The 20,830-nt window shown below is 63.2% G+C and carries 16 protein-coding genes and 2 pseudogenes; 16 read left to right on the top strand and 2 right to left on the bottom strand.

Annotated features, from left to right (window positions below; genetic code table 11):
• Nucleotides 1-1,211 precede the first annotated feature (1,211 nt).
• Both DRB87_RS10120 and map read right to left on the bottom strand, forming a co-directional pair.
• A complete protein-coding gene (locus tag DRB87_RS10120) occupies nt 1,212-3,776 on the bottom strand; it encodes a [protein-PII] uridylyltransferase (RefSeq protein WP_130025804.1) in 2,565 nt (854 codons plus the stop codon).
• Nucleotides 3,777-3,852: 76 nt separating this feature from the next.
• Nucleotides 3,853-4,680 carry a type I methionyl aminopeptidase gene (map, locus tag DRB87_RS10125; RefSeq protein ID WP_240756245.1) on the bottom strand — a complete coding sequence of 276 codons (828 nt, stop codon included), beginning with the start codon at nt 4,678-4,680 and terminating at the stop codon, nt 3,853-3,855.
• Nucleotides 4,681-5,200: 520 nt separating this feature from the next.
• Here map and rpsB point away from each other — a divergent pair.
• The 16 genes and pseudogenes from rpsB (at nt 5,201) to DRB87_RS10205 (ending at nt 20,750) form a co-directional block, all read left to right on the top strand.
• Entirely contained in the window at nt 5,201-5,953 is a 753-nt protein-coding gene (gene rpsB / locus DRB87_RS10130; RefSeq protein WP_020372913.1) for a 30S ribosomal protein S2, read from the top strand.
• Between the two features lie 155 nt (nt 5,954-6,108).
• The gene (tsf, locus tag DRB87_RS10135) at nt 6,109-6,990 is read left to right on the top strand and encodes a translation elongation factor Ts (RefSeq protein ID WP_026131985.1); all 882 of its coding nucleotides are present in this window, start codon (nt 6,109-6,111) and stop codon (nt 6,988-6,990) included.
• Nucleotides 6,991-7,087: 97 nt separating this feature from the next.
• Nucleotides 7,088-7,801: a UMP kinase gene (gene pyrH / locus DRB87_RS10140; protein WP_026131984.1), complete on the top strand. Its 714-nt coding sequence runs from the start codon at nt 7,088-7,090 to the stop codon at nt 7,799-7,801.
• An 85-nt stretch (nt 7,802-7,886) separates the two neighbouring features.
• Nucleotides 7,887-8,447 (top strand): ribosome recycling factor, encoded by a 561-nt coding sequence (gene frr / locus DRB87_RS10145; RefSeq protein ID WP_017234137.1) that lies wholly within the window; start codon nt 7,887-7,889, stop codon nt 8,445-8,447.
• Between the two features lie 67 nt (nt 8,448-8,514).
• On the top strand, nt 8,515-9,297 hold the full coding sequence (uppS, locus tag DRB87_RS10150; protein ID WP_130025806.1) for a polyprenyl diphosphate synthase: 783 nt from the start codon (nt 8,515-8,517) through the stop codon (nt 9,295-9,297).
• A pseudogene (locus DRB87_RS10155) lies at nt 9,297-10,105 on the top strand (phosphatidate cytidylyltransferase). The gene uppS and the pseudogene DRB87_RS10155 overlap by 1 nt, the downstream one beginning before the upstream one ends.
• 2 nt (nt 10,106-10,107) lie before the next feature.
• Nucleotides 10,108-11,307 (top strand): 1-deoxy-D-xylulose-5-phosphate reductoisomerase, encoded by a 1,200-nt coding sequence (gene ispC / locus DRB87_RS10160; RefSeq protein ID WP_130025807.1) that lies wholly within the window; start codon nt 10,108-10,110, stop codon nt 11,305-11,307.
• A gap of 43 nt (nt 11,308-11,350) precedes the next feature.
• A pseudogene (gene rseP / locus DRB87_RS10165) lies at nt 11,351-12,741 on the top strand (RIP metalloprotease RseP).
• A gap of 71 nt (nt 12,742-12,812) precedes the next feature.
• Nucleotides 12,813-15,116 carry an outer membrane protein assembly factor BamA gene (gene bamA, locus DRB87_RS10170; protein WP_165385273.1) on the top strand — a complete coding sequence of 768 codons (2,304 nt, stop codon included), beginning with the start codon at nt 12,813-12,815 and terminating at the stop codon, nt 15,114-15,116.
• Between the two features lie 47 nt (nt 15,117-15,163).
• Nucleotides 15,164-15,706 carry an OmpH family outer membrane protein gene (locus tag DRB87_RS10175; RefSeq protein ID WP_130025809.1) on the top strand — a complete coding sequence of 181 codons (543 nt, stop codon included), beginning with the start codon at nt 15,164-15,166 and terminating at the stop codon, nt 15,704-15,706.
• Nucleotides 15,707-15,720: 14 nt separating this feature from the next.
• A complete protein-coding gene (lpxD, locus tag DRB87_RS10180) occupies nt 15,721-16,791 on the top strand; it encodes a UDP-3-O-(3-hydroxymyristoyl)glucosamine N-acyltransferase (protein ID WP_130027814.1) in 1,071 nt (356 codons plus the stop codon).
• Nucleotides 16,788-17,246: a 3-hydroxyacyl-ACP dehydratase FabZ gene (gene fabZ / locus DRB87_RS10185; protein WP_017234130.1), complete on the top strand. Its 459-nt coding sequence runs from the start codon at nt 16,788-16,790 to the stop codon at nt 17,244-17,246. Before lpxD ends, fabZ begins: the two co-directional genes overlap by 4 nt.
• Before the next feature lie 17 nt (nt 17,247-17,263).
• Entirely contained in the window at nt 17,264-18,055 is a 792-nt protein-coding gene (gene lpxA, locus DRB87_RS10190) for an acyl-ACP--UDP-N-acetylglucosamine O-acyltransferase (protein ID WP_130025810.1), read from the top strand.
• A gap of 3 nt (nt 18,056-18,058) precedes the next feature.
• Nucleotides 18,059-19,234, top strand: coding sequence for a lipid-A-disaccharide synthase (lpxB, locus tag DRB87_RS10195; protein ID WP_165385274.1), 1,176 nt, complete (start codon nt 18,059-18,061; stop codon nt 19,232-19,234).
• Nucleotides 19,235-19,338: 104 nt separating this feature from the next.
• Nucleotides 19,339-19,974 carry a ribonuclease HII gene (rnhB, locus tag DRB87_RS10200; protein WP_240756296.1) on the top strand — a complete coding sequence of 212 codons (636 nt, stop codon included), beginning with the start codon at nt 19,339-19,341 and terminating at the stop codon, nt 19,972-19,974.
• Nucleotides 19,971-20,750, top strand: a complete 780-nt coding sequence (locus DRB87_RS10205) for an RNA methyltransferase (protein WP_130025812.1) — start codon at nt 19,971-19,973, stop codon at nt 20,748-20,750. Before rnhB ends, DRB87_RS10205 begins: the two co-directional genes overlap by 4 nt.
• The last annotated feature ends 80 nt before the right edge of the window (nt 20,751-20,830 follow it).

Below are 20,830 nucleotides of genomic sequence, written 5' to 3' on the forward strand. Positions count from 1 at the left end.
GAAGCGGCCGCCAGGCGCACCTTCGCCACGGGCGCCACCTTCGGCAGCGCGACGCGGACGGTCTTCGTCAAAACGGCGCGGGGCACGGTCGTCGGGTCCCCGTTTGGCCGGGCGGGTGAAATCGCCACGGGCGCCACCTTCGGCGGCACGACGAGGACGGTCTTCGTCAAAACGACGCGGGGCACGGTCGTCGGGACCTCGTTTGGCCGGGCGGGCGAAATCGCCACGGGCGCCACCTTCGGCGGCGCGACGCGGAAGGTCTTCGTCAAAACGGCGCGGCGCACGATCATCGGGTCCCCGTTTGGCCGGGCGGGCGAAATCGCCACGGGCACCGCCTTCGGCAGCGCGACGCGGACGGTCTTCGTCAAAACGGCGCGGGGCACGGTCGTCGGGTCCCCGTTTGGCCGGGCGGGCGAAATCGCCACGGGCACCGCCTTCGGCAGCGCGACGCGGACGGTCGTCGTCAATACGGCGCGGGGCGCGGTCGTCGGGACCCCGTTTGGCCGGGCGGGCGAAATCGCCACGGGCACCGCCTTCGGCGGCACGACGCGGACGGTCTTCGTCAAAACGGCGCGGGGCGCGGTCGTCGGGTCCCCGTTTGGCCGGGCGGGCGAAATCGCCACGGGCACCGCCTTCGGCAGCGCGACGCGGACGGTCGTCGTCAATACGGCGCGGGGCGCGGTCGTCGGGACCCCGTTTGGCCGGGCGGGCGAAATCGCCACGGGCACCGCCTTCGGCGGCACGACGCGGACGGTCTTCGTCAAAACGGCGCGGGGCGCGGTCGTCGGGTCCCCGTTTGGCCGGGCGGGCGAAATCGCCACGTGCACCACCTTCGGCAGCGCGACGCGGACGCGTTTCGTCGTCAAGTCGTGCCGGACGCGCGCCAGCAACGCGCTCGCGTTGGCCACGTGCGGGCGGGCGTTCGCCCGTCGAACGCTTTTCGTACGGCGTTGTGCTGCCGGCCGCAGGTTTGCGTGGCGCGGCGGCACTTCCAGCCGGGCGACGTGCACCCGCCGGCGTAGCCGCATTGTCCACCGGACGCGGTCGTGCCGGTTTCGCGGCAGGCTTCTTTTTTGCGCCGCTGGCGTCGAGCATCGACGCAGGCACGGCTTTGGTCGGACGGCTCAGCGCGCCGGACGAACGCACCGGAGCGCGAGTCTTGTCGAGAGTGCGGGGATGTTTGGCGCTCAGTTTGGTGCGCGGGGTATCGCTCATGATTCCAATGCTTCGAGTAATTCGGTCTCGACGGCGATTTGCAGACGACTGTCCTGCAAACGGCTGCCATCGAGCAGGAACGTGTCTTCGACACGCTCGCCGAGGGTGTTGATGCGGGCGGTACGCACGCTTACGCCGTGACGCGCAAGCACGCGAGCGACCGCGTACAGCAGACCGGTGCGGTCGTTGGCCGACACCGATAGCAAGTAGTACTGACCGCGATCGTCGGGGCGCAAATCGACGCGCGGCGTGACCGGGAAACTGCGCGAGCGTCGCGGCAGCCGGCCTTTGCTGGGTTCTGCCAGCGGCTCGACACGCGTGAGCAGCGACACCAGTTCGCTCTCCACCAGATTGATGATGTCGCGATAGCTCGTGTCCAGACCCGGGTCGGTCAGCAGAAAGCTGTCCAGGGCAAAGCCGTGGCTGGTCGTATGTACCTTGGCGTCGAGAATCGATAGCCCTTTGCGCTCGAAATAGCCGCAAATGCGCGCGAACAGATCGAGTTGGTCGCGCACGTAGACCATCACCTGCAGCCCTTCGCCGATCGGTGAGGGACGAGCCTTGACAATGGGGGTCGCGCTGCCCACGTGCCGCCAAAGATGGCGCGTCTGCCATGCGACGTCGGCCGGATCGTTGCGCAGGAAGTAGGCGACGTCCAGCGTGCTCCAGAGTGCCTCCTGCGCGCGCTCCGGCACGGTGTAGAGGCGCAGCAGCCCGAGGGCCTCTTCCTTGCGCGCTTTGAGCTGTGAACGCGGATCCGGATTGGCGCCGCCCAGCACCTGTAACGTCAGCCGGTACAGGTCTTCCAGCAGCTTGCCCTTCCAGGCGTTCCACACCTTCGGACTGGTGCCGCGAATATCGGCGACCGTCAGGAGATACAGTGCCGTCAGGCGCCGCTCATTTCCCACTTTCGCCGCAAAGCGGCGGATGACCTCGGGGTCGGTGGTGTCCTGCTTCTGCGCCACCGTGCTCATCGTCAAATGCTCACCCACCAGCCAGACGATCAGATCCGTGTCCTCCTTGTCGATGCCGTGACGGGTGCAGAAACGTCGGGCATCGGCCATGCCGAGCGTGGAGTGATCGCCACCGCGGCCCTTCGCAATGTCGTGAAACAAGGCCGCGACCGTCAGCGCCCAAGGTCGGTCAAAGTTCGCGATCAACTGGCTACAGAACGGGTACTCGTGCGCGTGCTCCGCCACGGCGAAACGGCGGATGTTGCGCACGACCATCAGGATGTGCTGGTCGACGGTGTAGACGTGGTACAGGTCGTGCTGCATCTGACCAACCACGCGACGAAAGTTGATCAGGTAGCGGCCGAGCACGCTCGTCTGGTTCATCAGGCGCAAGGCGTGGGTAATGCCCTGCGGCTGCTGGAGAATGCCGAGAAACGTGCTGCGATTCTCGGGGTCGGCCCGCCACTGCGCGTTCATCAGTTCGCGAGCGTTATACAGCGCCCGCAGCGTGCGCGCCGAGAGCCCCTTCACACCGACGACCTGTTCATAAAGCAGGAATGTCTCGAGGATCGCATTCGGGTGACGCTGGTACAACTCGTCGTCCACGATCTCGATCATCCCTTGCTTCTCGACGAAACGCTCGTTGATCACGCGCGTGACCCCGCTGGTTTGCGGGAACAGGCGCGCTTCGACGTTGAGCAGCAGCACCGTATTGAGTTGCGAGACGGCTTTCGCGGCCCAGTAGTAGCGCCGCATGAGCTGCTCGCTGGCCCGCTTGGTGGGGGTGGCATCGAAGCCGAGACTTTGCGCAAGCGACGTTTGCATGTCGAATACGAGCACGTCCTGACGCCGTCGCGCCAGCAAGTGCAGCCGTGCGCGCAGGCCCTTGAGGAATTGCTCGTTGCGGCGCAGCTCCTTGAGCTCACGATCGGTCAGCAGTTCCCGCGCGAACAGTTCCGCCCAGCTGTTGCCGAGGCCGGCGGCCTTCGTCATCCAGAGAATGACCTGCAGGTCGCGCAGTCCGCCCGGGCTTTCCTTGCAGTTGGGTTCAAGGCTGTACGGGGTGTCCTGATACTTGGCGTGACGCTGGCGGATCTCCAACTGTTTGCTGCGGAAAAACGCTCGCGGATCGAGATCGGCGGAGAAGCGCCGCTCGAAGTCGTCGAAGAGCGCCGCATTGCCGGTGAGCAGGCGGGCTTCCAGCAGACTGGTTTGTACAGTGACGTCGGCATGTGCTTCGGTGATGCACTCGTCGACCGTGCGGACCGACGATCCGATCTCGAGCCCGATATCCCACAGGAAGCCGATAAACGGCTCCACGTGCGAGGTGAGCACCTGCGCGTCGGCATCCGCGTGGAGCAGGAGAATGTCGACGTCCGAGTGCGGGTACAGTTCGCCGCGCCCGTAGCCGCCCACGGCGACGAGCGCGAAACCATCGGGCATCTCGCACTCGTCCCACGCGTCGCGCATGGCTTGATCGACCGCCTGGCACAAGCCATGCAGAAGCACGTCGATCTTGCCGTGCGTGGAAAAGCGGTCGACGAGTTCGGCCTTGCGGTCCTTGAGGGCCTGACGTAGCGGAGACGGGGCGTGCGCACGCGCGTGCATGGCGGCTTCCTGGTGGTGAAAGTAACGAGTCAGGCCGGGCGGCCGCTGCGGTGACAGGCGGCCGGACTTCAGTGGCTCAGGTAGCGGTGGCGAAAGATGTCACATACGACGAACCGGGCGGCGGCGGCGGCGTCAGGGCGGAGTGCGTGAGCACCTCGTGGCCCGTCGGCGTCACGAGCACCGTGTGCTCCCATTGCGCCGACAGACTGCGATCGCGCGTCTTGACCGTCCATTGATCGGGCATCGTCCGAATCTCGCGCTTGCCCGCGTTGATCATCGGCTCGATGGTAAAGATCATGCCCGCCTGCAGCTCGAGGCCGGTGCCCTGGCGACCGTAATGCACGATCTGCGGGTCCTCGTGGAATACCTGGCCGATGCCGTGGCCACAATATTCGCGCACCACGCTATATCCCTGCGCTTCGGCATGCGTCTGGATGGCTTGGCCGATATCGCCCAGATGCGCGCCCGGGCGCACCTGGTTGATGCCGAGCCACATGCATTCATACGTCACCTGCGCCAAACGCTTCGCCAGGATCGAACCTTCGCCGACGATGAACATGCGGCTGGTGTCGCCGAAGTAGCCATCCTTGATGACGGTGATGTCGATGTTCAGCGCGTCGCCGTTCTTGAGCGTTTTGTCGCCGGGAATGCCGTGGCAGATCACGTCGTTGACCGAGATGCAGGTGGCCTTGGGGTAGGGCGGATAACCGGGCGGTTGATAGTTCAGCGGTGCCGGCACGGTGCCCTGCTCCTTGAGCATGTATTCGTGGCAGAGCCGGTCGAGCTCCCCGGTCGTGACGCCGGCACGCACATGCGGCGTAATGAAATCGAGCACCTCGCTGGCCAGTCGGCAGGCGACGCGCATCATTTCGATATCGTGGGCATTCTTGAGGGTGATGGCCATTGCTGAATCGGAGAGATTGCGTAAACAGTGCCGCATTATCGCACCAACGGACGGTTTTCGCCCCGTCCGGCTTGGATTTCGGAGCGTTCCGACGAGGAATTTCCGAGGTTCCTGGCGCATCGCTCGGCCGCGCGGTGAACCGGCCGGAGCACCGCGCGGATCGGGCGTTTCCGACTTGTCATCACAAGTTCACGCGTCGCTTGAGTGCTGGTGGGGTGCGATGCTATAATCTCGGGCTAAGTCGAGGACGAATTGCTAATAAACCCAAGGGTTTTCCCTTGTGTTTCAACGGTCTTCGCCGGGTTTTCAGGGGTGTTTTTGCCCCAGTGTGGTGCCGATCGGTGCCGCATCCGGCGGGTGGCGGGGTGGCAGTGTCGATTGTCGGCTTGGAAATTTTGAAATCGCGGGCCGGCGCACCCAGGGTGCCCGATCTTCGCAGACGGGTCATGCAAAGCTGTGTGGCAGTCTGGCGAAACGGGTACGGCAGCCGGTCTAAGACCTAACCCTCACGGAGAATCACATGTCTGTCACTATGCGTCAGATGCTGGAAGCGGGCGTCCACTTTGGTCACCAAACCCGTTTCTGGAACCCCAAGATGGCCCCCTACATCTTCGGCCATCGCAACAAGATTCACATCATCAACCTCGAAAAGACGTTGCCGATGTACCAGGACGCACTGAAGTACGTGCGTCAACTGGCAGCAAACCGCGGCACGATCCTGTTCGTGGGCACGAAGCGTCAAGCGCGTGACATCGTGGCGGAAGCCGCGGGTCGCGCCGGCATGCCTTACGTCAACAACCGTTGGCTGGGCGGCATGCTGACGAACTTCAAGACGCTGAAGTCGTCGATCAAGAAGCTCAAGGACATGGAGCAGGCTCTGGAAGCCGGCGAGCAAGAGCGCATGAGCAAGAAGGAAGCGCTGCTGTTCGATCGCGAAATGGCCAAGCTGCAGAAGTCTATCGGTGGCGTGAAGGATATGGGCGGCATGCCCGACGCCATTTTCGTCGTCGACGTCGGCTACCACAAGATCGCCATCACGGAAGCCAACAAGCTGGGTATTCCGGTGATCGCCGTGGTCGACACGAACCACTCGCCGGAAGGTGTGGATTACATCATCCCGGGTAACGACGACTCGAGCAAGGCTGTCGAGCTGTACGTGCAAGGCGTTGCCGACGCTGTCCTCGAAGGCCGTGCAAACGCCGTCAAGGAAGTCGTGGAAGCCGTTCGCGGCGATGGTAACGACGAGTTCGTCGAAGTGAACGAAGAGGCGTAAGCGGCCGCCGCTGCGTAACAAAAGGGGCTGCTGGTGGCGCCCCTTTTTTTTAGTCCGATTTTCCCGCGTCGGGTGCGCGGGGCGCCACGGGGCGGGCAGCGAGGCCGTCCGGACGCCATCCACTCCCGACTGATTCGATATACAGGAGTAACGATATGCCGGCAATTACTGCAGCAATGGTGGGCGAACTGCGCGCCAAGACCGATGCGCCGATGATGGAATGCAAGAAGGCGCTGACCGAAGCCGATGGCGATATGGTCCGTGCTGAAGAAATCCTGCGTGTCAAGCTGGGCAGCAAGGCCAGCAAGGCCGCCAGCCGTATCACCGCCGAAGGCGTGATCGCTGCCTACATCGACGGCGGCAAGGGTGCCGTGGTCGAAATCAACTGCGAAACCGACTTCGTCTCGAAGAACGACGACTTCCTGAAGTTCGCGAACGACGTGGCCAAGCTGGTCGCCGAGCACAACCCGGCCGACGTCGCGGCGCTGTCGGCACTGCCGCTCGATGGCAAGACCGTTGAACAAGTGCGCGCGGACCTGATCGGCAAGATCGGCGAAAACATGACCATTCGCCGCTTCCAGCGCTATGACACGGCAGGCAAGCTGGCGGCTTATCTGCACGGCACCCGTATCGGTGTGGTCGTCGAGTATGACGGCGCTGACGCCGAAGTCGGCAAGAACGTCGCCATGCACATCGCCGCGATGAAGCCGGTGGCCGTGTCGGGCGATCAAGTCTCGCCGGAACTGATCGAGAAGGAGCGCAAGGTCGCTGCCGAGAAGGCTGCCGAGTCGGGCAAGCCGGCCGAGATCGTGGCCAAGATGGTGGAAGGCAGCGTGCAGAAGTTCCTCAAGGAAGTCTCGCTGTTCAATCAGGCTTACGTGAAGGACGACAAGTCGAGCGTCGAGCAGATGCTCAAGGCCAACAACACCACGGTCAAGGCATTCACCATGTTCGTGGTCGGCGAAGGCATCGAGAAGAAGCAGGACGACTTCGCGGCGGAAGTGGCGGCGCAAGTGGCTGCGGCCAAGCAGTCGTAATTCGCGCAGTACCGCAGTATCCGGGGGCGGCGGTGCCGTCCCCGTTGTTTCATCCAGAATACCCAACAGTGCCCGACCAGACTTCTTAAGGACCGCCATGTCTACTCCTTACAAACGCGTACTTCTCAAGCTCTCTGGTGAAGCCCTCATGGGTGACGATGCATTCGGCATCAACCGCGCGACCATTGAACGGATGGTTGACGACATTGCCGAGGTCGTTCGCCTGGGCACGCAACTGGCCGTCGTGATTGGCGGCGGTAATATTTTCCGGGGTGTGGCAGGCGGTGCCGCGGGTATGGACCGTGCAACGGCCGACTACATGGGCATGCTGGCCACGATGATGAATGCCCTGGCGCTGCAGGATGCCATGCGCCATGCGGGTATCGAAGCGCGTGTGCAGTCCGCGCTGCGCATGGATCAGGTGGTCGAGCCCTACATCCGTCCGCGTGCGATCCGTCAGCTTGAGGAAGGCAAGGTCGTGATTTTCGCCGCGGGTACCGGCAACCCGTTCTTTACGACCGACACGGCAGCGGCGCTGCGCGGTTCGGAAGTCGGCGCCGAAGTGGTCCTCAAGGCGACCAAGGTCGACGGCGTATACTCCGCAGACCCCAAGAAGGATCCCAACGCGGTAAAGTATTCGACCATCAGCTTCGACGAGGCGATCTCCAAGCACCTGCAGGTCATGGACGCGACGGCTTTCGCGCTGTGCCGCGACCAGAAGATGCCGGTGCGAGTCTTCTCGATTGTGAAGCCGGGCGCGCTCAAGCACGTCATTCTCGGCGAAGACGAGGGAACGCTCGTCCACGTTTGAGTTCAAATTGCGGCGTCGGCGTGCATGGGCGCGCCGACGCCGTATTATTTACGTTTGCGTAACAATTCAAGGTTTGGAGGTTGTCATGAGCGTTGCTGACGTCAAGAAAAGTGTCGAGCAAAAGATGAAAAGCTCGATCGAGTCGTTCAAGAACAACCTGGCGAAGATTCGTACCGGTCGTGCGCATGTCGGCCTGCTCGATCACGTTCAGGTGGACTACTACGGCTCGATGGTGCCCATCTCCCAGGTCGCCAACGTGAACCTCGTGGATAGCCGTACGATCGGCGTGCAGCCGTGGGAAAAGAAGATGGTTGGCGTGGTCGAGAAGGCCATCCGCGAATCGGATCTGGGTCTGAACCCGGCCACGCAAGGCGATCTGATTCGTGTGCCGATGCCGATGCCGACCGAAGAGCGCCGTCGCGAGCTGACCAAGCTGGTCAAGTCGGAAGGCGAAGCCGCCAAGGTCGCCGTGCGCAACCTGCGTCGCGATGCCAACGAGCAGCTCAAGAAGCTGGTCAAGGACAAGGAAGCGTCGGAAGACGACGAGCGCCGTGGCAGCGACGAAGTGCAGAAGCTCACGGACAAGTTTGTCGCCGAGATCGACGAACTGGTCAAGCAGAAGGACGCCGAGATCATGACGGTCTGAGTGCTCCGGCACTCACCACCGCAAGATCTCTGCTGACTTTCGCGCTCGACTCCCGCACCGTACCTCAATGGGTTTTCTCAGCTCTACGCGCTCCGTTCCCAAGACAGAGAGCATTCCTCGCCACGTTGCTATCGTCATGGATGGCAACGGGCGTTGGGCTACCCGTCGCAAGTTGCCTCGCGTGGCGGGCCACAAGCGTGGCGTCGATGCCGTGCGAGAGGCCGTGACGGCCTGCGCCGAAATCGGCGTCGAGTATCTGACGCTGTTCGCGTTCAGTTCCGAGAACTGGCGCCGTCCGCAGGACGAGGTGTCGACGCTGATGCAGCTTTTCATTCTCGCGCTCGAGCGTGAAGTCGGGAAGCTGCACAGCAACGGTATTCGCCTTCGCGTCATTGGCGCGCTCGATGCGTTCGAGCCGCGCATTCAGGAACTGGTCAGGCGTGCGGAAGCCCGCACACAAGACAATACGGGTCTCACACTGACCATTGCGGCCAACTACGGCGGGCGATGGGACATTTTGCAGGCGGCCCAGAAGCTTGCCGCAGCACGTGTGGCGGCCGGTGGTGCAGCGGCGCTCGACGCGTCGTTCACCGAGGACGATCTCGCGCCTTACCTGAGCATGGCCTACGCGCCGGAGCCGGATCTCTTCATTCGCACCGGTGGCGATCAGCGCATCAGTAATTTTCTGTTGTGGCAACTGGCGTACACTGAGTTGTATTTCACCGAAGAATTCTGGCCGGACTTCAACGCCAATACCCTTAAACGGGCCATCGCCGAGTTTCAGCAGCGCGAGCGCCGTTTCGGCCGTACCAGCGCGCAAGTCCAGAGCCCTCCGGGACATTCCGCCTGATGCTCAAGACACGCGTCATTACCGCTGTCGTACTTCTCGCCATTCTTTTGCCTGTGATCTTCGTCGGTACGCCGGCGCAGTTTGCATTACTTGCCGCCGTGATCGTGGCCGCCGCCGGATGGGAATGGGGGCGGCTCGTCGGTCTGAATGGCACGGGCGCCGTCTTCTATGGGGCGCTTGCCCTCCTGGGGGTGGGCCTGACATGGGCGGGCGGCTGGATGCTCTCGTCAATCTGGCTCAAGCCCGCGGCCATCTTTTGGGTGCTCGCGGGACCCTACACGCTCGCCCGCAAGCCGGCGACGCGAGGGCATGGCGCGGTTTGTTGCTGGTCGCCGGCCCGGTGTTGCTGATCGCGGCATGGCAGGCGCTGTGTCTGGCGCGTGATCGCGGCGTGGCATTCCTGCTCTCGGTGCTCGTGATCGTCTGGCTTGCCGACACGGGGGCATATTTCGCCGGCCGTGCGTTTGGCCGTCGCAAGCTCGCGCCGTCGATCAGTCCCGGTAAGTCCTGGGAAGGGGCGATCGGCGGGTGGCTGCTGGTGCTCCTGGTCGCTGCCGGGGTTCTCGCGAGCGGCTTGCAGGCGCCAACCCTCGTTTCTCATTTCGCCGGCACGCACGGTCTGGCACTTGGCGCATTGGCGCTGACGGTGCTGGTGGCTTTCTCCGTCGTGGGCGATCTGTTCGAATCTCAACTCAAACGGCAGGCCGGCGTGAAGGATTCCAGCGCGCTGCTTCCCGGCCACGGGGGCGTGCTCGATCGAATCGACGCGTTGCTCCCGGTGCTCCCGCTGGCTTTGCTCTTCGTCTGATCATGTCGCAACGACTCTCCATTCTTGGCTCCACCGGCTCCATTGGCGTTAGCACGCTCGATGTGGTGGGGCGTCATCCCGGCCGCTTCTCCGTCTACGCGTTGTCGGCGCACCGTAACCTGGATCGCCTGTTCGAGCAGTGCGTCGCGCATCGCCCGGCAGTGGCGGTGGTGGCCGACGCCGACGGTGCCCGCTCGCTGGCGGCGCGTCTGGCCGACGCCGGTCTGAAGATCGACGTGACCTACGGTCCGCAGGCGCTGGTCGAGATTGCGCAAGCGGCCGAGGCTACGATGGTCGTTGCGGCGATCGTCGGTGCCGCGGGGCTGCAGTCGACACTCGCGGCCGCGCGCGCCGGCAAGCGCATTCTGCTGGCGAACAAGGAGTCGCTGGTGCTCTCCGGTGCCCTGTTCATGGCGACGGCCGAACGCGCCGGGGCGACGTTGTTGCCGCTCGACAGCGAGCACAACGCCATCTTCCAATGCCTGCCTCAAGTGGCCGGCGAGAACCGCGTGTCGACGCGCGGCGTTGAAAAACTGGTGTTGACCGCGTCGGGCGGACCGTTCCGCGAGCGCGAGCTGGCGTCGCTCGAGAACGTGACGCCCGACGAGGCGTGCGCGCACCCGAACTGGGTGATGGGCCGCAAGATTTCGGTCGACTCCGCCAGCATGATGAACAAGGGCCTCGAAGTCATCGAGGCGCATTGGCTGTTCAACACGCCACCCGAGAAGATCGAGGTGCTGATCCATCCGCAGAGCGTGATTCACTCGATGGTGACGTACACGGACGGCTCGACGCTCGCGCAACTCGGCAATCCGGACATGCGCACGCCCATCGCCCACGCGCTGGCGTTCCCGGATCGGGTGACGTCGGGCGTGCCGAGCCTCAATCTCGCCGACATCGGCAAGCTCACTTTCGAAGCGCCGGATCTGCGCCGTTTTCCGTGTCTGCGTCTGGCGTTCGACGCGCTGCATCGCGGCGGTACGGCGGGCGCGCTGCTCAATGCGGCCAACGAGATCGCCGTGGCCGCCTTCCTTGAAGGCCGCCTTCGCTTTACGGCCATCGGCCAGGTGGTCGAGCAGGTGCTCGACTCGGTTGCCGTCGGTGAGGCGACGTCGCTCGACGTCGTGCTCGACGCCGATCGCCGCGCGCGCGAACTGGCGACGGCCATCGTCGCCAAACTGCCGGCCCGGGCGTCGTCCTGACGCCTGACCCTATGTCGTAACGCCTTCGCGCCCCCATTCGCTCATGACTCTGTTGACCACGTTGCTTGCGTTTGCCGTCGCCATTGGCGTGCTGGTGGTATTCCATGAGTTGGGGCACTACTCGGTCGCGCGGCTGTGCGGCGTCAAGGTTCTGCGTTTTTCGGTCGGGTTCGGCACGCCGCTGCTCAAGTGGACGATGGGTCGCGATCGTACGGAGTGGACGGTTTGCGCGCTGCCGCTGGGCGGGTACGTCCGAATGCTCGACGAGCGCGATGAAACCCAGGTCGTCGCCCCGGAGGATCGCGCGCGAGCCTTCAACCGACAATCGGTCTATAAGCGTTTTGCCATTGTGGCGGCCGGTCCGGTCGCGAACTTTCTTCTGGCGATCGCCCTGTACGCGGGCCTGAATCTCGCGGGCGTGACCGAACCCGTCGCGCGCATTGCGCCGCCGGCGGCCGGTACGCTGGCCGCTCGCGCGGGGCTGTCCGGTGGCGAGTTGATTACCGGCGTTCGAGAGAACGGGAAGAGTCCTGACGAAGCCGTCGGAGACGAAATGCCCGTTCGGTCCTGGGAAGACCTTCGCTGGCGCCTGGTCGATCCGATGATCGAAGGGCAGCGCGTTACGCTCGTGGCACGCACCCGCGACGGCCGTGCTGAATACATGCTGGACGCGGCGGGTCAGCACTTCGACGCCGATGGCGAGCAGGATTTCATGCAGCGCCTCGGTCTGACGCCGTCGGCTCGGGTCAAGGTGGGCCAGCTCCTGCCGGGCGGTGCGGCAGGGCCCGCTGGACTACGTGTCGGCGACGAGATCACGGCCGTCGACGGCAGTCCCATCGCGTCGGCCAAGGCGCTGGTGGACGCTGTACGTGCTCACCCGGGCAAGCCCATGACGCTCACTGTGCGACGCGAAGGCGCGCTGCACAACGTGACCCTGACGCCAAGCGCGGAAGTCGATCCGGCCGAGGCGGGCGGTGCGCGCGTGGGCAAGATCGGCGCGGCGCTGGCGGCCCAGGTCGATACGGTGACGGTCCGGTATGGGCTGGTCGAGGCCATCGGCAGGGGGCGCAGCGCACCTGGGATGTCACTTCGTTCAGCGTACGAATGTTCGTGAAGATGATCACCGGGCAGGCGTCGCTCAAGAATCTGAGTGGGCCAGTGACGATTGCGGACTATGCGGGGCGTTCAGCCCGACTCGGTCTGGATTATTTCGTTGCCTTTCTCGCGCTTGTCAGCATTAGCCTTGGCGTATTGAATCTGTTGCCGATTCCGGTTCTGGACGGTGGCTATCTGTTATATTATGCGGTCGAAGCGATTACCGGTCGGGCAGTCTCCGAGCGGTGGCAGGGCGCACTGCAACGAGTGGGCATCGTTTGCATCCTCGCGCTGTCTGCCGTAGCCCTATTCAATGACCTGTCGAAATTGTTGCACTAGACGGCGTCACGCGCCTGCCGTCGCAGGCAAATCCGAGTTGTTACGATTCAATTGTTTCTTGGGGAAGCAAGTTGTCGAATAAATACCACCTTGTTCCGAAGACCCTGGTGATTGCGGTTCTGGCGGCACACAGTTTCCTGGCGCGGGCCGTCGAGCCGTTCGTGGTCAAGGATATCCGAGTGGAGGGCTTGCAGCGCATTGAACCCGGTACGGTGTTTTCGTACTTGCCGGTCAAGCCGGGCGACAAGTTCAACGACGATAAGGGCACCGAAGCAATTCGTGCCCTTTATGCAACGGGCTTGTTCTCGGACGTGAGCGTTGAAGCGCAAGGCAACGTGCTGGTGGTGCACGTCAACGAGCGTCCCGCGATTGCTTCCATCGACTTCCTCGGCATCAAGGAATTCGACAAGGACGGTTTGAAAAAGGCATTGCGTTCGGTCGGCCTGACCGAAGGTCGCAGCTTCGACCGAAACCTGCTCGAGAAATCGGAACAGGAACTCAAGCGTCAATACCTTACGCGCGGTTACTACGCTGCCGAGGTGAAGACGACGATCACGCCGCTCGAGCGTAATCGCGTGGGGATCCAGTTCGCCGTGACGGAAGGCCCGAAGGCCACGATCCAGCAGATCAACTTCGTCGGTAACAAGGCATTCTCATCGTCGGATCTGACGGCCGAGATGCAACTTGGCACGCCGAACTGGCTGTCGTGGTATTCGAAGAACGACTTGTACTCCAAGGACAAGCTGACGGGCGATCTGGAAAAGGTGCGCTCGTTCTATCTGAACCGTGGTTATCTGGAATTCAACATCGACTCCACCGACGTATCGATTACGCCGGACAAGGATGAGATGTTCCTGACGATCAACCTGCATGAAGGCGAACCGTACAAAGTGTCGGACGTCAAGCTGACCGGCGAGATGCTGGGCAAGCAGGACGACGTGCGCAAGCTCGTGCAACTCAAGGCCGGCGATACGTTCTCGGCGGCCAAGCTGCAGGCCAGCACGAAGGCGATTTCCGACATGCTCGGCAACTACGGCTTCGCGTTCGCAAACGTGAACGCTCAGCCGACGATCGATCGGAAGGACCACACCGTGGCGCTCACGCTGACGGTCGATCCGGGGCGTCGCGTGTACGTTCGCAAGATCAACATCGTGGGCAACTCGCGTACGCGTGACGAAGTGATTCGCCGCGAAATGCGCCAGCTCGAAAGCTCCTGGTACGACGCCGACCGACTCAAGCTGTCGCAGGATCGTATCAACCGCCTGGGCTACTTTACCGACGTGAATGTGACGACCGAGCCGGTGGCCGGTTCGAACGACCAGGTCGACCTCCAGGTGAAGGTCGAAGAAAAGCCGACTGGCACGATCAACGTCGGTGCGGGCTTCTCGTCGACGGACAAGGTCGTGTTGCAAGCCGGTATCAGCCAGGACAACGTGTTCGGGTCGGGTACGTCGCTGTCGGTCAACGTGAACACCGGCAAGACGTACCGGACGTTGGCTGTCACGCAAGTCGATCCGTACTTCACGGTCGATGGCGTGAGCCGTATCACGGACATCTACTACCGCACGTATCAGCCGCTGCTGCTCACGAGCGATTCGGATTTCCGTATCAACACGCTGGGCGGCAATCTAAAGTTCGGCGTGCCGTTCTCGGAAGTCGATACGGTGTTCTTTGGTCTGGGCTTCGAACAGACGCGTCTGCATCTGACGAGCGACGGCTCGACCCCGCAGCGCTACATCGACTATGCCAACCAGTTCGGCTACGTCAGCAACAACTATCCGCTGACCATCGGTTGGTCGCGCGATTCGCGTGATAGCGCGCTGATTCCGAACCGCGGTCATTATCAGCAGGCCAACATCGAAATCGGTACGCCGATCGGCACGACCAAGTACTACCGTGCCTACTATCAGCACCAGTACTACTACCCGGTGAGCCGCGGCTTTACGCTGGCACTCAATGGCGAAATCGGCTACGGCCACGGGATGGGCGGCCAGCCGTTCCCGATCTTCAAGAATTACTTTGCCGGCGGTATCGGTTCGGTGCGCGGCTATGAGCCGAGTTCGCTGGGTCCGAAGGACACCAATGGCGAACCGCTGGGGGGCGCGTCGAAGCTGATCGGCAACATCGAGCTGACGTTCCCGCTGCCGGGTACGGGGTATGACCGGACGCTGCGTATCTTCACGTTCATGGACGGTGGTAACGTGTTCGATAACGGCCAGGCGATTACCTTCAATAACCTGCGTTATTCCTACGGTTTCGGTTTGTCGTGGATTTCACCGATTGGCCCGCTCAAGCTCTCGATGGGCTTCCCGCTGGTCAAGAAGGTGGGCGATCAGTACCAGAAATTCCAGTTCCAGGTCGGTACGTCGTTCTAACGACGGCGAGTCGATCGGTTCCGAACGTTTTATCGTTGTAAAGGGGTATGACATTGAACGGTATCCGTAAGCATTGCCTGCGCGGCTTCGCCGCAGCGTTGCTGGCTGGGGCAGCCTTTGCTGCCATGGCTCAGGATGCGCGCATCGCCGCCGTCAATTCGGATCGCATTTTGCGCGATTCGGCACCGGCCAAGGCCGCACAAGCCAAGCTCGAAGCCGAGTTCTCCAAGCGGGACTCGGATCTGCAGGCCATGGCCCAGCGCCTCAAAGCCATGTCGGACAAGCTCGACAAGGACAACCCGACGTTGTCCGACGCCGAGCGCGCCAAGCGTCAGCGCGATCTGGCCGCTGCCGACACGGAATTCCAGCGCAAGCAGCGCGAGTTTCGCGAAGACCTGAATCAGCGCCGCAACGAAGAACTCGCCGCGGTGCTCGATCGCGCCAATCGCGTCATCAAGCAGATTGCCGAAACCGAAAAGTATGATCTGATCGTGCAGGAAGCCGTCTACGTGAGCCCGCGTATCGACATCACTGACAAGGTGCTCAAGACCCTGAACGCAAGTTCGGGCGGCGCCGCCGCCGGCAAGTGACGGTCTCGCCTTTGATGCCGGGATCGCCGTCGGTTTCGTTGGCACAGCTGGTCGCCCGCTTTGGCGGCGACCTCGTGGGCGATGGCGAAGTCACCGTGGCCGGCCTGGCGCCGCTTGATCAGGCTGGGGCGAATCAGCTCGCGTTTCTGTCCAATCCGCTGTATCTCGCCGAAGTACCCAACTCGGGCGCGGCGGCGGTGATTCTCTCGAAGGCCGACTTCGACAAGCTGCCGTCGCATGAGGGGCGGGCGTGGATTCTCGCGCCGAATCCTTATGCGTACTTCGCGCGCGTCGCGCAGATGTTCGCGCAGGCGGCGGCGCCGGTTCCCGCAGCAGGCATTCATCCGAGCGCAGTCGTCGATCCGACGGCCGTCGTGCCCACATCGTGCGTGATTGGCCCGAATGTCGTGATCGAGGCAGGGGCTCGACTGGGCGAGCGGGTGCGTCTGGTGGCGAACGTGTTCGTCGGTCGAGGCACGACCTTGGGCGACGACGTGCTCGTGTACCCGAATGCCACGCTGTACCACGCGAGCGTGATCGGAGCGCGTTGCGTGATTCACGCGGGCGCGGTGATCGGTTCGGACGGTTTCGGTTTTGCACCCGATTTCTCCGCCGCTGGCGGCGAATGGGTGAAGATTCCGCAGGTCGGACGCGCAGTGATCGAAGACGACGTCGAAATCGGTGCGTCGACCTCCATCGATCGCGGGGCGATGGCCGATACGGTGATCGAGCGCGGCTGCAAGATCGACAACCAGGTGCAGATCGCGCATAACGTGCGGGTCGGCGCCTTCACGGTGATTGCCGCGTGTACGGGCGTTGCCGGCAGCAGTACCATCGGTAAATTCTGCATGCTCGGCGGCGCCGTGGGCGTGGCCGGGCATGTCACGATTGGCGACCGCGTCATCGTGACGGCCAAGTCGGGGGTGTCGAAGTCGATTCCCGGCCCGGGTACCTATACCAGCGCCTTTCCGGCCATCCCGAACGCCGAATGGAACAAAAACGCGGCCATCATGCGCAATCTGGACAAGATGCGCGATCGCGTGCGTCAACTTGAAGCGAAGGTCAAAGACCTGCAAGACAAATGAGCGAGACCACAATCAATATCGACATCCACAAGATCATGAAGCTGCTGCCGCATCGGTACCCGATGCTGATGGTGGATCGCGTGATCGGGCTGGAGCCGCACAAGAACATCCAGGTCATCAAGAACGTCACGATCAATGAGCCGTATTTCACGGGGCATTATCCGCAGCGTCCGGTGATGCCGGGCGTGCTGATCGTCGAAGCGCTGGCGCAAGCCGCCGCACTCCTGACGTTCTCCGACGAGCCGGTGCACGACGAGAACACGCTCTACTATTTCGTGGGTATCGAGAACGTTCGCTTCAAGCGTCCGGTCGAACCGGGTGACCAGCTCGTGCTCGACATCGATTTCCTGAGCGAGCGTCGCGGCTTCTACAAGTTCAAGGGCAAGGCGCTGGTAGACGGCAAGATCGCGGCGGAAGCCGAGTTCATGTGCATGGTCAAGAAGAACGGCGAATAACCGGAATTAAGACGCTCATGACGAATATTCACCCCACTGCAGTCGTCGATGCGAAGGCGCAACTGGCCGACGACGTCGTCGTCGGTCCCTATGCGATCATCGGGCCGAATGTAACGGTCGGCGCCGGTACGCAGATTCTCTCGCACTCGATTGTCGACGGTCATACGACGCTGGGCGAGGGCAACAAGATCGGCCCGTTCGCCTCCATCGGCGGTAGTCCGCAGGATATGAAGTACGCCGGCGAGCCGACGCGGCTCGTCATCGGCGATCGCAATACGATTCGCGAATTCACGACGATTCACACCGGTACGGTGCAGGACGGCGGTCTGACCGGCGTTGGCAACGACAACTGGATCATGGCTTACGTGCATATCGCGCACGATTGCCATGTGGGCAACCACACAGTCTTCTCAAGCAACGCGCAATTGGCCGGTCACGTCGTTGTCGGCGACTGGGCGATCGTTGGCGGCATGACCGGGGTGCACCAGTTCGTGCGCATCGGCGCGCACTCGATGATCGGTGGCGCGTCGGTGCTCGTGCAGGACGTGCCGCCGTTCGTCATCGCCTCCGGCGACCGCGCAGTGCCTTACGGTATCAACGTCGAGGGGCTGCGTCGCCGCAACTTCACGGCCGATGCGATCACGGCGCTGCGTCACGCGTACAAGCTGCTCTACAAGAGCGGGCTGACGCTCGACGAAGCGAAGGTGCAGATCGAAGCCTTCGGCAACGCGGGTGCTCCGGACGTGTCCGACGCCGTGCGCGCGCTGCTCGACTTCCTCAACGCCAGCACGCGCGGTATCGTGCGCTGACCCATGCCGCCGACCCTTCCCGGTGCCGGCCAGCGAACCCTGGCGATGGTGGCCGGGGAGCTGTCCGGCGATCTCATTGCCGGCAACGTGCTTGCCGGTCTCAAGCAGAGCCTTCCGTCCGACATCGCTTACGCAGGTGTCGGTGGTCCGCATATGGCGGAGGAGGGGTTCGATGCTTATTGGCCCATCGACAAGCTCTCCGTCATGGGCTATGTCGAAGTCATCAAGCATTTGCGCGAGATTCTCTCGATTCGCAAGCAACTTCGCGAGCGCTGGCTGGCCGAGAAGCCGCTCGCGTTCGTCGGCTTCGATGCCCCCGACTTCAACTTCGATCTCGAAATCAAGCTGCGTGAGGCGGGCATTCCCACGATTCATTTCGTGAGCCCGTCGATCTGGGCGTGGCGCGGTGGGCGCATCAAGAAGATCAAGCGCGCCGTCGACCACATGTTGTGCCTGTTCCCGTTCGAGCCGGAGATTTACCGTCGGGCGGGCATCGACGCGACGTTTGTCGGGCATCCGATGGCCGACAAGATTCCGATGGTGCCCGATGTCGCAGGCGCGCGAGCCAAACTGGCGCTGCAAGGCGCTGGCCCGGTCGTCGCTATTTTGCCGGGTAGCCGGACGTCGGAAGTGCAACGGCTCACGCCAGTGTTCTTCGCGGCCATGCGCCTGCTGGCCGAGCGCGAGCCGTCGATTCAGTTTGTGCTCCCGGCGGCGACGCCGCGGCTGCGCACGCTGATGCAGCCGATCGTGGACGCGCATAGCGATCTCAACCTGACCGTGATCGACGGCCGAGCACCGCTCGCCTTGGAGGCGGCGGACAGCGTGCTTCTCGCGAGCGGTACGGCCACGCTGGAAGCGGCCCTGTACAAGAAGCCGATGGTCATCTCGTACAAGGTGCCTTGGTTGACGGCGCAGATCATGAAGCGCCAGGGCTATTTGCCGTACGTGGGTTTGCCGAACATTCTGTCGGGCGAGTTCGTCGTGCCGGAGTTGTTGCAGCAGTTCGCGACCCCGGACGCACTCGCTGACGCCGTCTGGAAGCAATTGACCGACCCGGCGTTGCGAGCGTCCTTGCAGGTGCGCTTCACGAAGATCCACGAGCAACTGCGTCAAAACACGGCCGCGCGCGCGGCAGAAGTGATCGAGCGCGTGCTGCGTGAGAAGGGGCGGTTATGAGCGAGGAAGTGAAGGGGCGTCGCGGTGCGCGCAAGGGTACCTCGGGCGACGACGTACCGGCCGCAAAGCCGCACGCCCGCGCGCCCAAGGCGACGCTACCGCAAATGGCGCTTGATCTGTTCGCCGACGTGGCTGCCGATCTGACTTGCGGCGTCGACGAAGTGGGGCGCGGCCCGCTCGCCGGGCCTGTCGTGACGGCGGCGGTGATTCTCGACCCGGCGCGTCCGATCAAGGGGCTGGCCGACTCGAAGAAACTCACGGCGCAGCGTCGCGAGGCGCTTTACGAGGAGATCGTTGAACGCTCGCTCGCATATTGCATCGCCGAGGCGAGTGTGGCCGAGATCGATTCGCTGAACATTCTCCACGCGACGATGCTCGCGATGCAGCGGGCGGTGAACGGACTTCCGCGTGTGCCGACGCTGGCGCTGATCGACGGCAACCGGTGCCCCGCGTTGCCGATGCGCTCGGAGGCCATCGTCAAGGGCGACGACAAGGTGCCTGCGATTTCAGCCGCGTCGATTCTCGCGAAGGTCACACGTGACCGCCAACTGGTCGCGCTGCACGAGGCGTTCCCGCAGTATGGTTTCGACGAGCATGTCGGCTACGGCACGCCGCGCCATCTCGCCGCGCTGCGTCTGCACGGACCGAGTCCGCATCATCGCCAATCGTTCGCGCCGGTACGCGAGGCCTTTGCATTGTTCGGCGCGCTCACCGTCGCCCGCGTGGGCCATTCGTCATGAAGCTGATCAGTTCCAAAGACAACCCGTTCTACAAGCGGCTAAAACAGTTGGCGCAGTCGAACTCGCAGCGGCGCAAACTCGGACAGACGCTGCTCGAAGGCGTGCACCTGGCCGACGCCTATCTCGACGCGCTCGGACAGCCGCTTGTTTGCGTGGCAGCGGAATCGGCGCTGGAGAACCCCGAAGTGGCACAGATCTGGGCGCGCGTGGACGGCGATCGGCGCGTGTGTCTGCCACATGCGCTTTTCGAGCCGTTGTCGACGCTCGTCAACGGTGTGCCGCTGCTTTTCGTGATCGAGATGCCGTCAGGGCACCTGCCGGCAACGCAAACGACGGATTGCGTCATTCTCGACGCCGTGCAGGACGCGGGCAATGTCGGTTCGATCCTGCGTAGCGCGGCGGCGGCCGGTGTTCGCGACGTGTATTGCATGTCGGGCACGGCGCTCGCTTGGTCGAGCAAGGTGCTACGTGCCGGTATGGGGGCACATTTTTCGCTGAACATCGTGGAGCATTGCACGCCGGATTCGCTCGCGCCGCGCTTGTCGGTGCCGTTGCTGGCGACGAGCCTGCAGGCCAGCACGTCGCTCTATGCGCAGGATCTGCGCGCGCCGGTGGCGTGGGTGTTCGGAAACGAGGGGGCCGGTGTGTCCCCGCAGTGGCTCGAACGCGTGCAACGGCCGATCCGTATCCCGCAGCCGGGCGGCATGGAGTCGCTCAACGTGGCGGCTTGTGCGGCCATCTGCCTGTTCGAAGCGGTGCGTCAGCGGCTCTCCTGAGGTGACGCGCGGCGGGACGCACGTGGACATCCGGGATATCCACAAGAAGGGACGCTCGTGGCGTCCCTTCTTGCATTCGG

Source organism: Pandoraea sp. XY-2 (genome assembly GCF_004193915.1).
Lineage (GTDB): Bacteria > Pseudomonadota > Gammaproteobacteria > Burkholderiales > Burkholderiaceae > Pandoraea > Pandoraea cepalis.

Bases quoted from the DNA above. Each gene is read 5' to 3' on its own strand.
- DRB87_RS10120 (WP_130025804.1), bottom strand. From the start codon at position 3,776: ATGCACGCGCGTGCGCACGCCCCGTCTCCGCTACGTCAGGCCCTCAAG.
- map (WP_240756245.1), bottom strand. From the start codon at position 4,680: ATGGCCATCACCCTCAAGAATGCCCACGATATCGAAATGATGCGCGTC.
- rpsB (WP_020372913.1), top strand. From the start codon at position 5,201: ATGTCTGTCACTATGCGTCAGATGCTGGAAGCGGGCGTCCACTTTGGT.
- tsf (WP_026131985.1), top strand. From the start codon at position 6,109: ATGCCGGCAATTACTGCAGCAATGGTGGGCGAACTGCGCGCCAAGACC.
- pyrH (WP_026131984.1), top strand. From the start codon at position 7,088: ATGTCTACTCCTTACAAACGCGTACTTCTCAAGCTCTCTGGTGAAGCC.
- frr (WP_017234137.1), top strand. From the start codon at position 7,887: ATGAGCGTTGCTGACGTCAAGAAAAGTGTCGAGCAAAAGATGAAAAGC.
- uppS (WP_130025806.1), top strand. From the start codon at position 8,515: ATGGGTTTTCTCAGCTCTACGCGCTCCGTTCCCAAGACAGAGAGCATT.
- ispC (WP_130025807.1), top strand. From the start codon at position 10,108: ATGTCGCAACGACTCTCCATTCTTGGCTCCACCGGCTCCATTGGCGTT.
- DRB87_RS10175 (WP_130025809.1), top strand. From the start codon at position 15,164: ATGACATTGAACGGTATCCGTAAGCATTGCCTGCGCGGCTTCGCCGCA.
- lpxD (WP_130027814.1), top strand. From the start codon at position 15,721: ATGCCGGGATCGCCGTCGGTTTCGTTGGCACAGCTGGTCGCCCGCTTT.
- fabZ (WP_017234130.1), top strand. From the start codon at position 16,788: ATGAGCGAGACCACAATCAATATCGACATCCACAAGATCATGAAGCTG.
- lpxA (WP_130025810.1), top strand. From the start codon at position 17,264: ATGACGAATATTCACCCCACTGCAGTCGTCGATGCGAAGGCGCAACTG.
- lpxB (WP_165385274.1), top strand. From the start codon at position 18,059: ATGCCGCCGACCCTTCCCGGTGCCGGCCAGCGAACCCTGGCGATGGTG.
- rnhB (WP_240756296.1), top strand. From the start codon at position 19,339: ATGGCGCTTGATCTGTTCGCCGACGTGGCTGCCGATCTGACTTGCGGC.
- DRB87_RS10205 (WP_130025812.1), top strand. From the start codon at position 19,971: ATGAAGCTGATCAGTTCCAAAGACAACCCGTTCTACAAGCGGCTAAAA.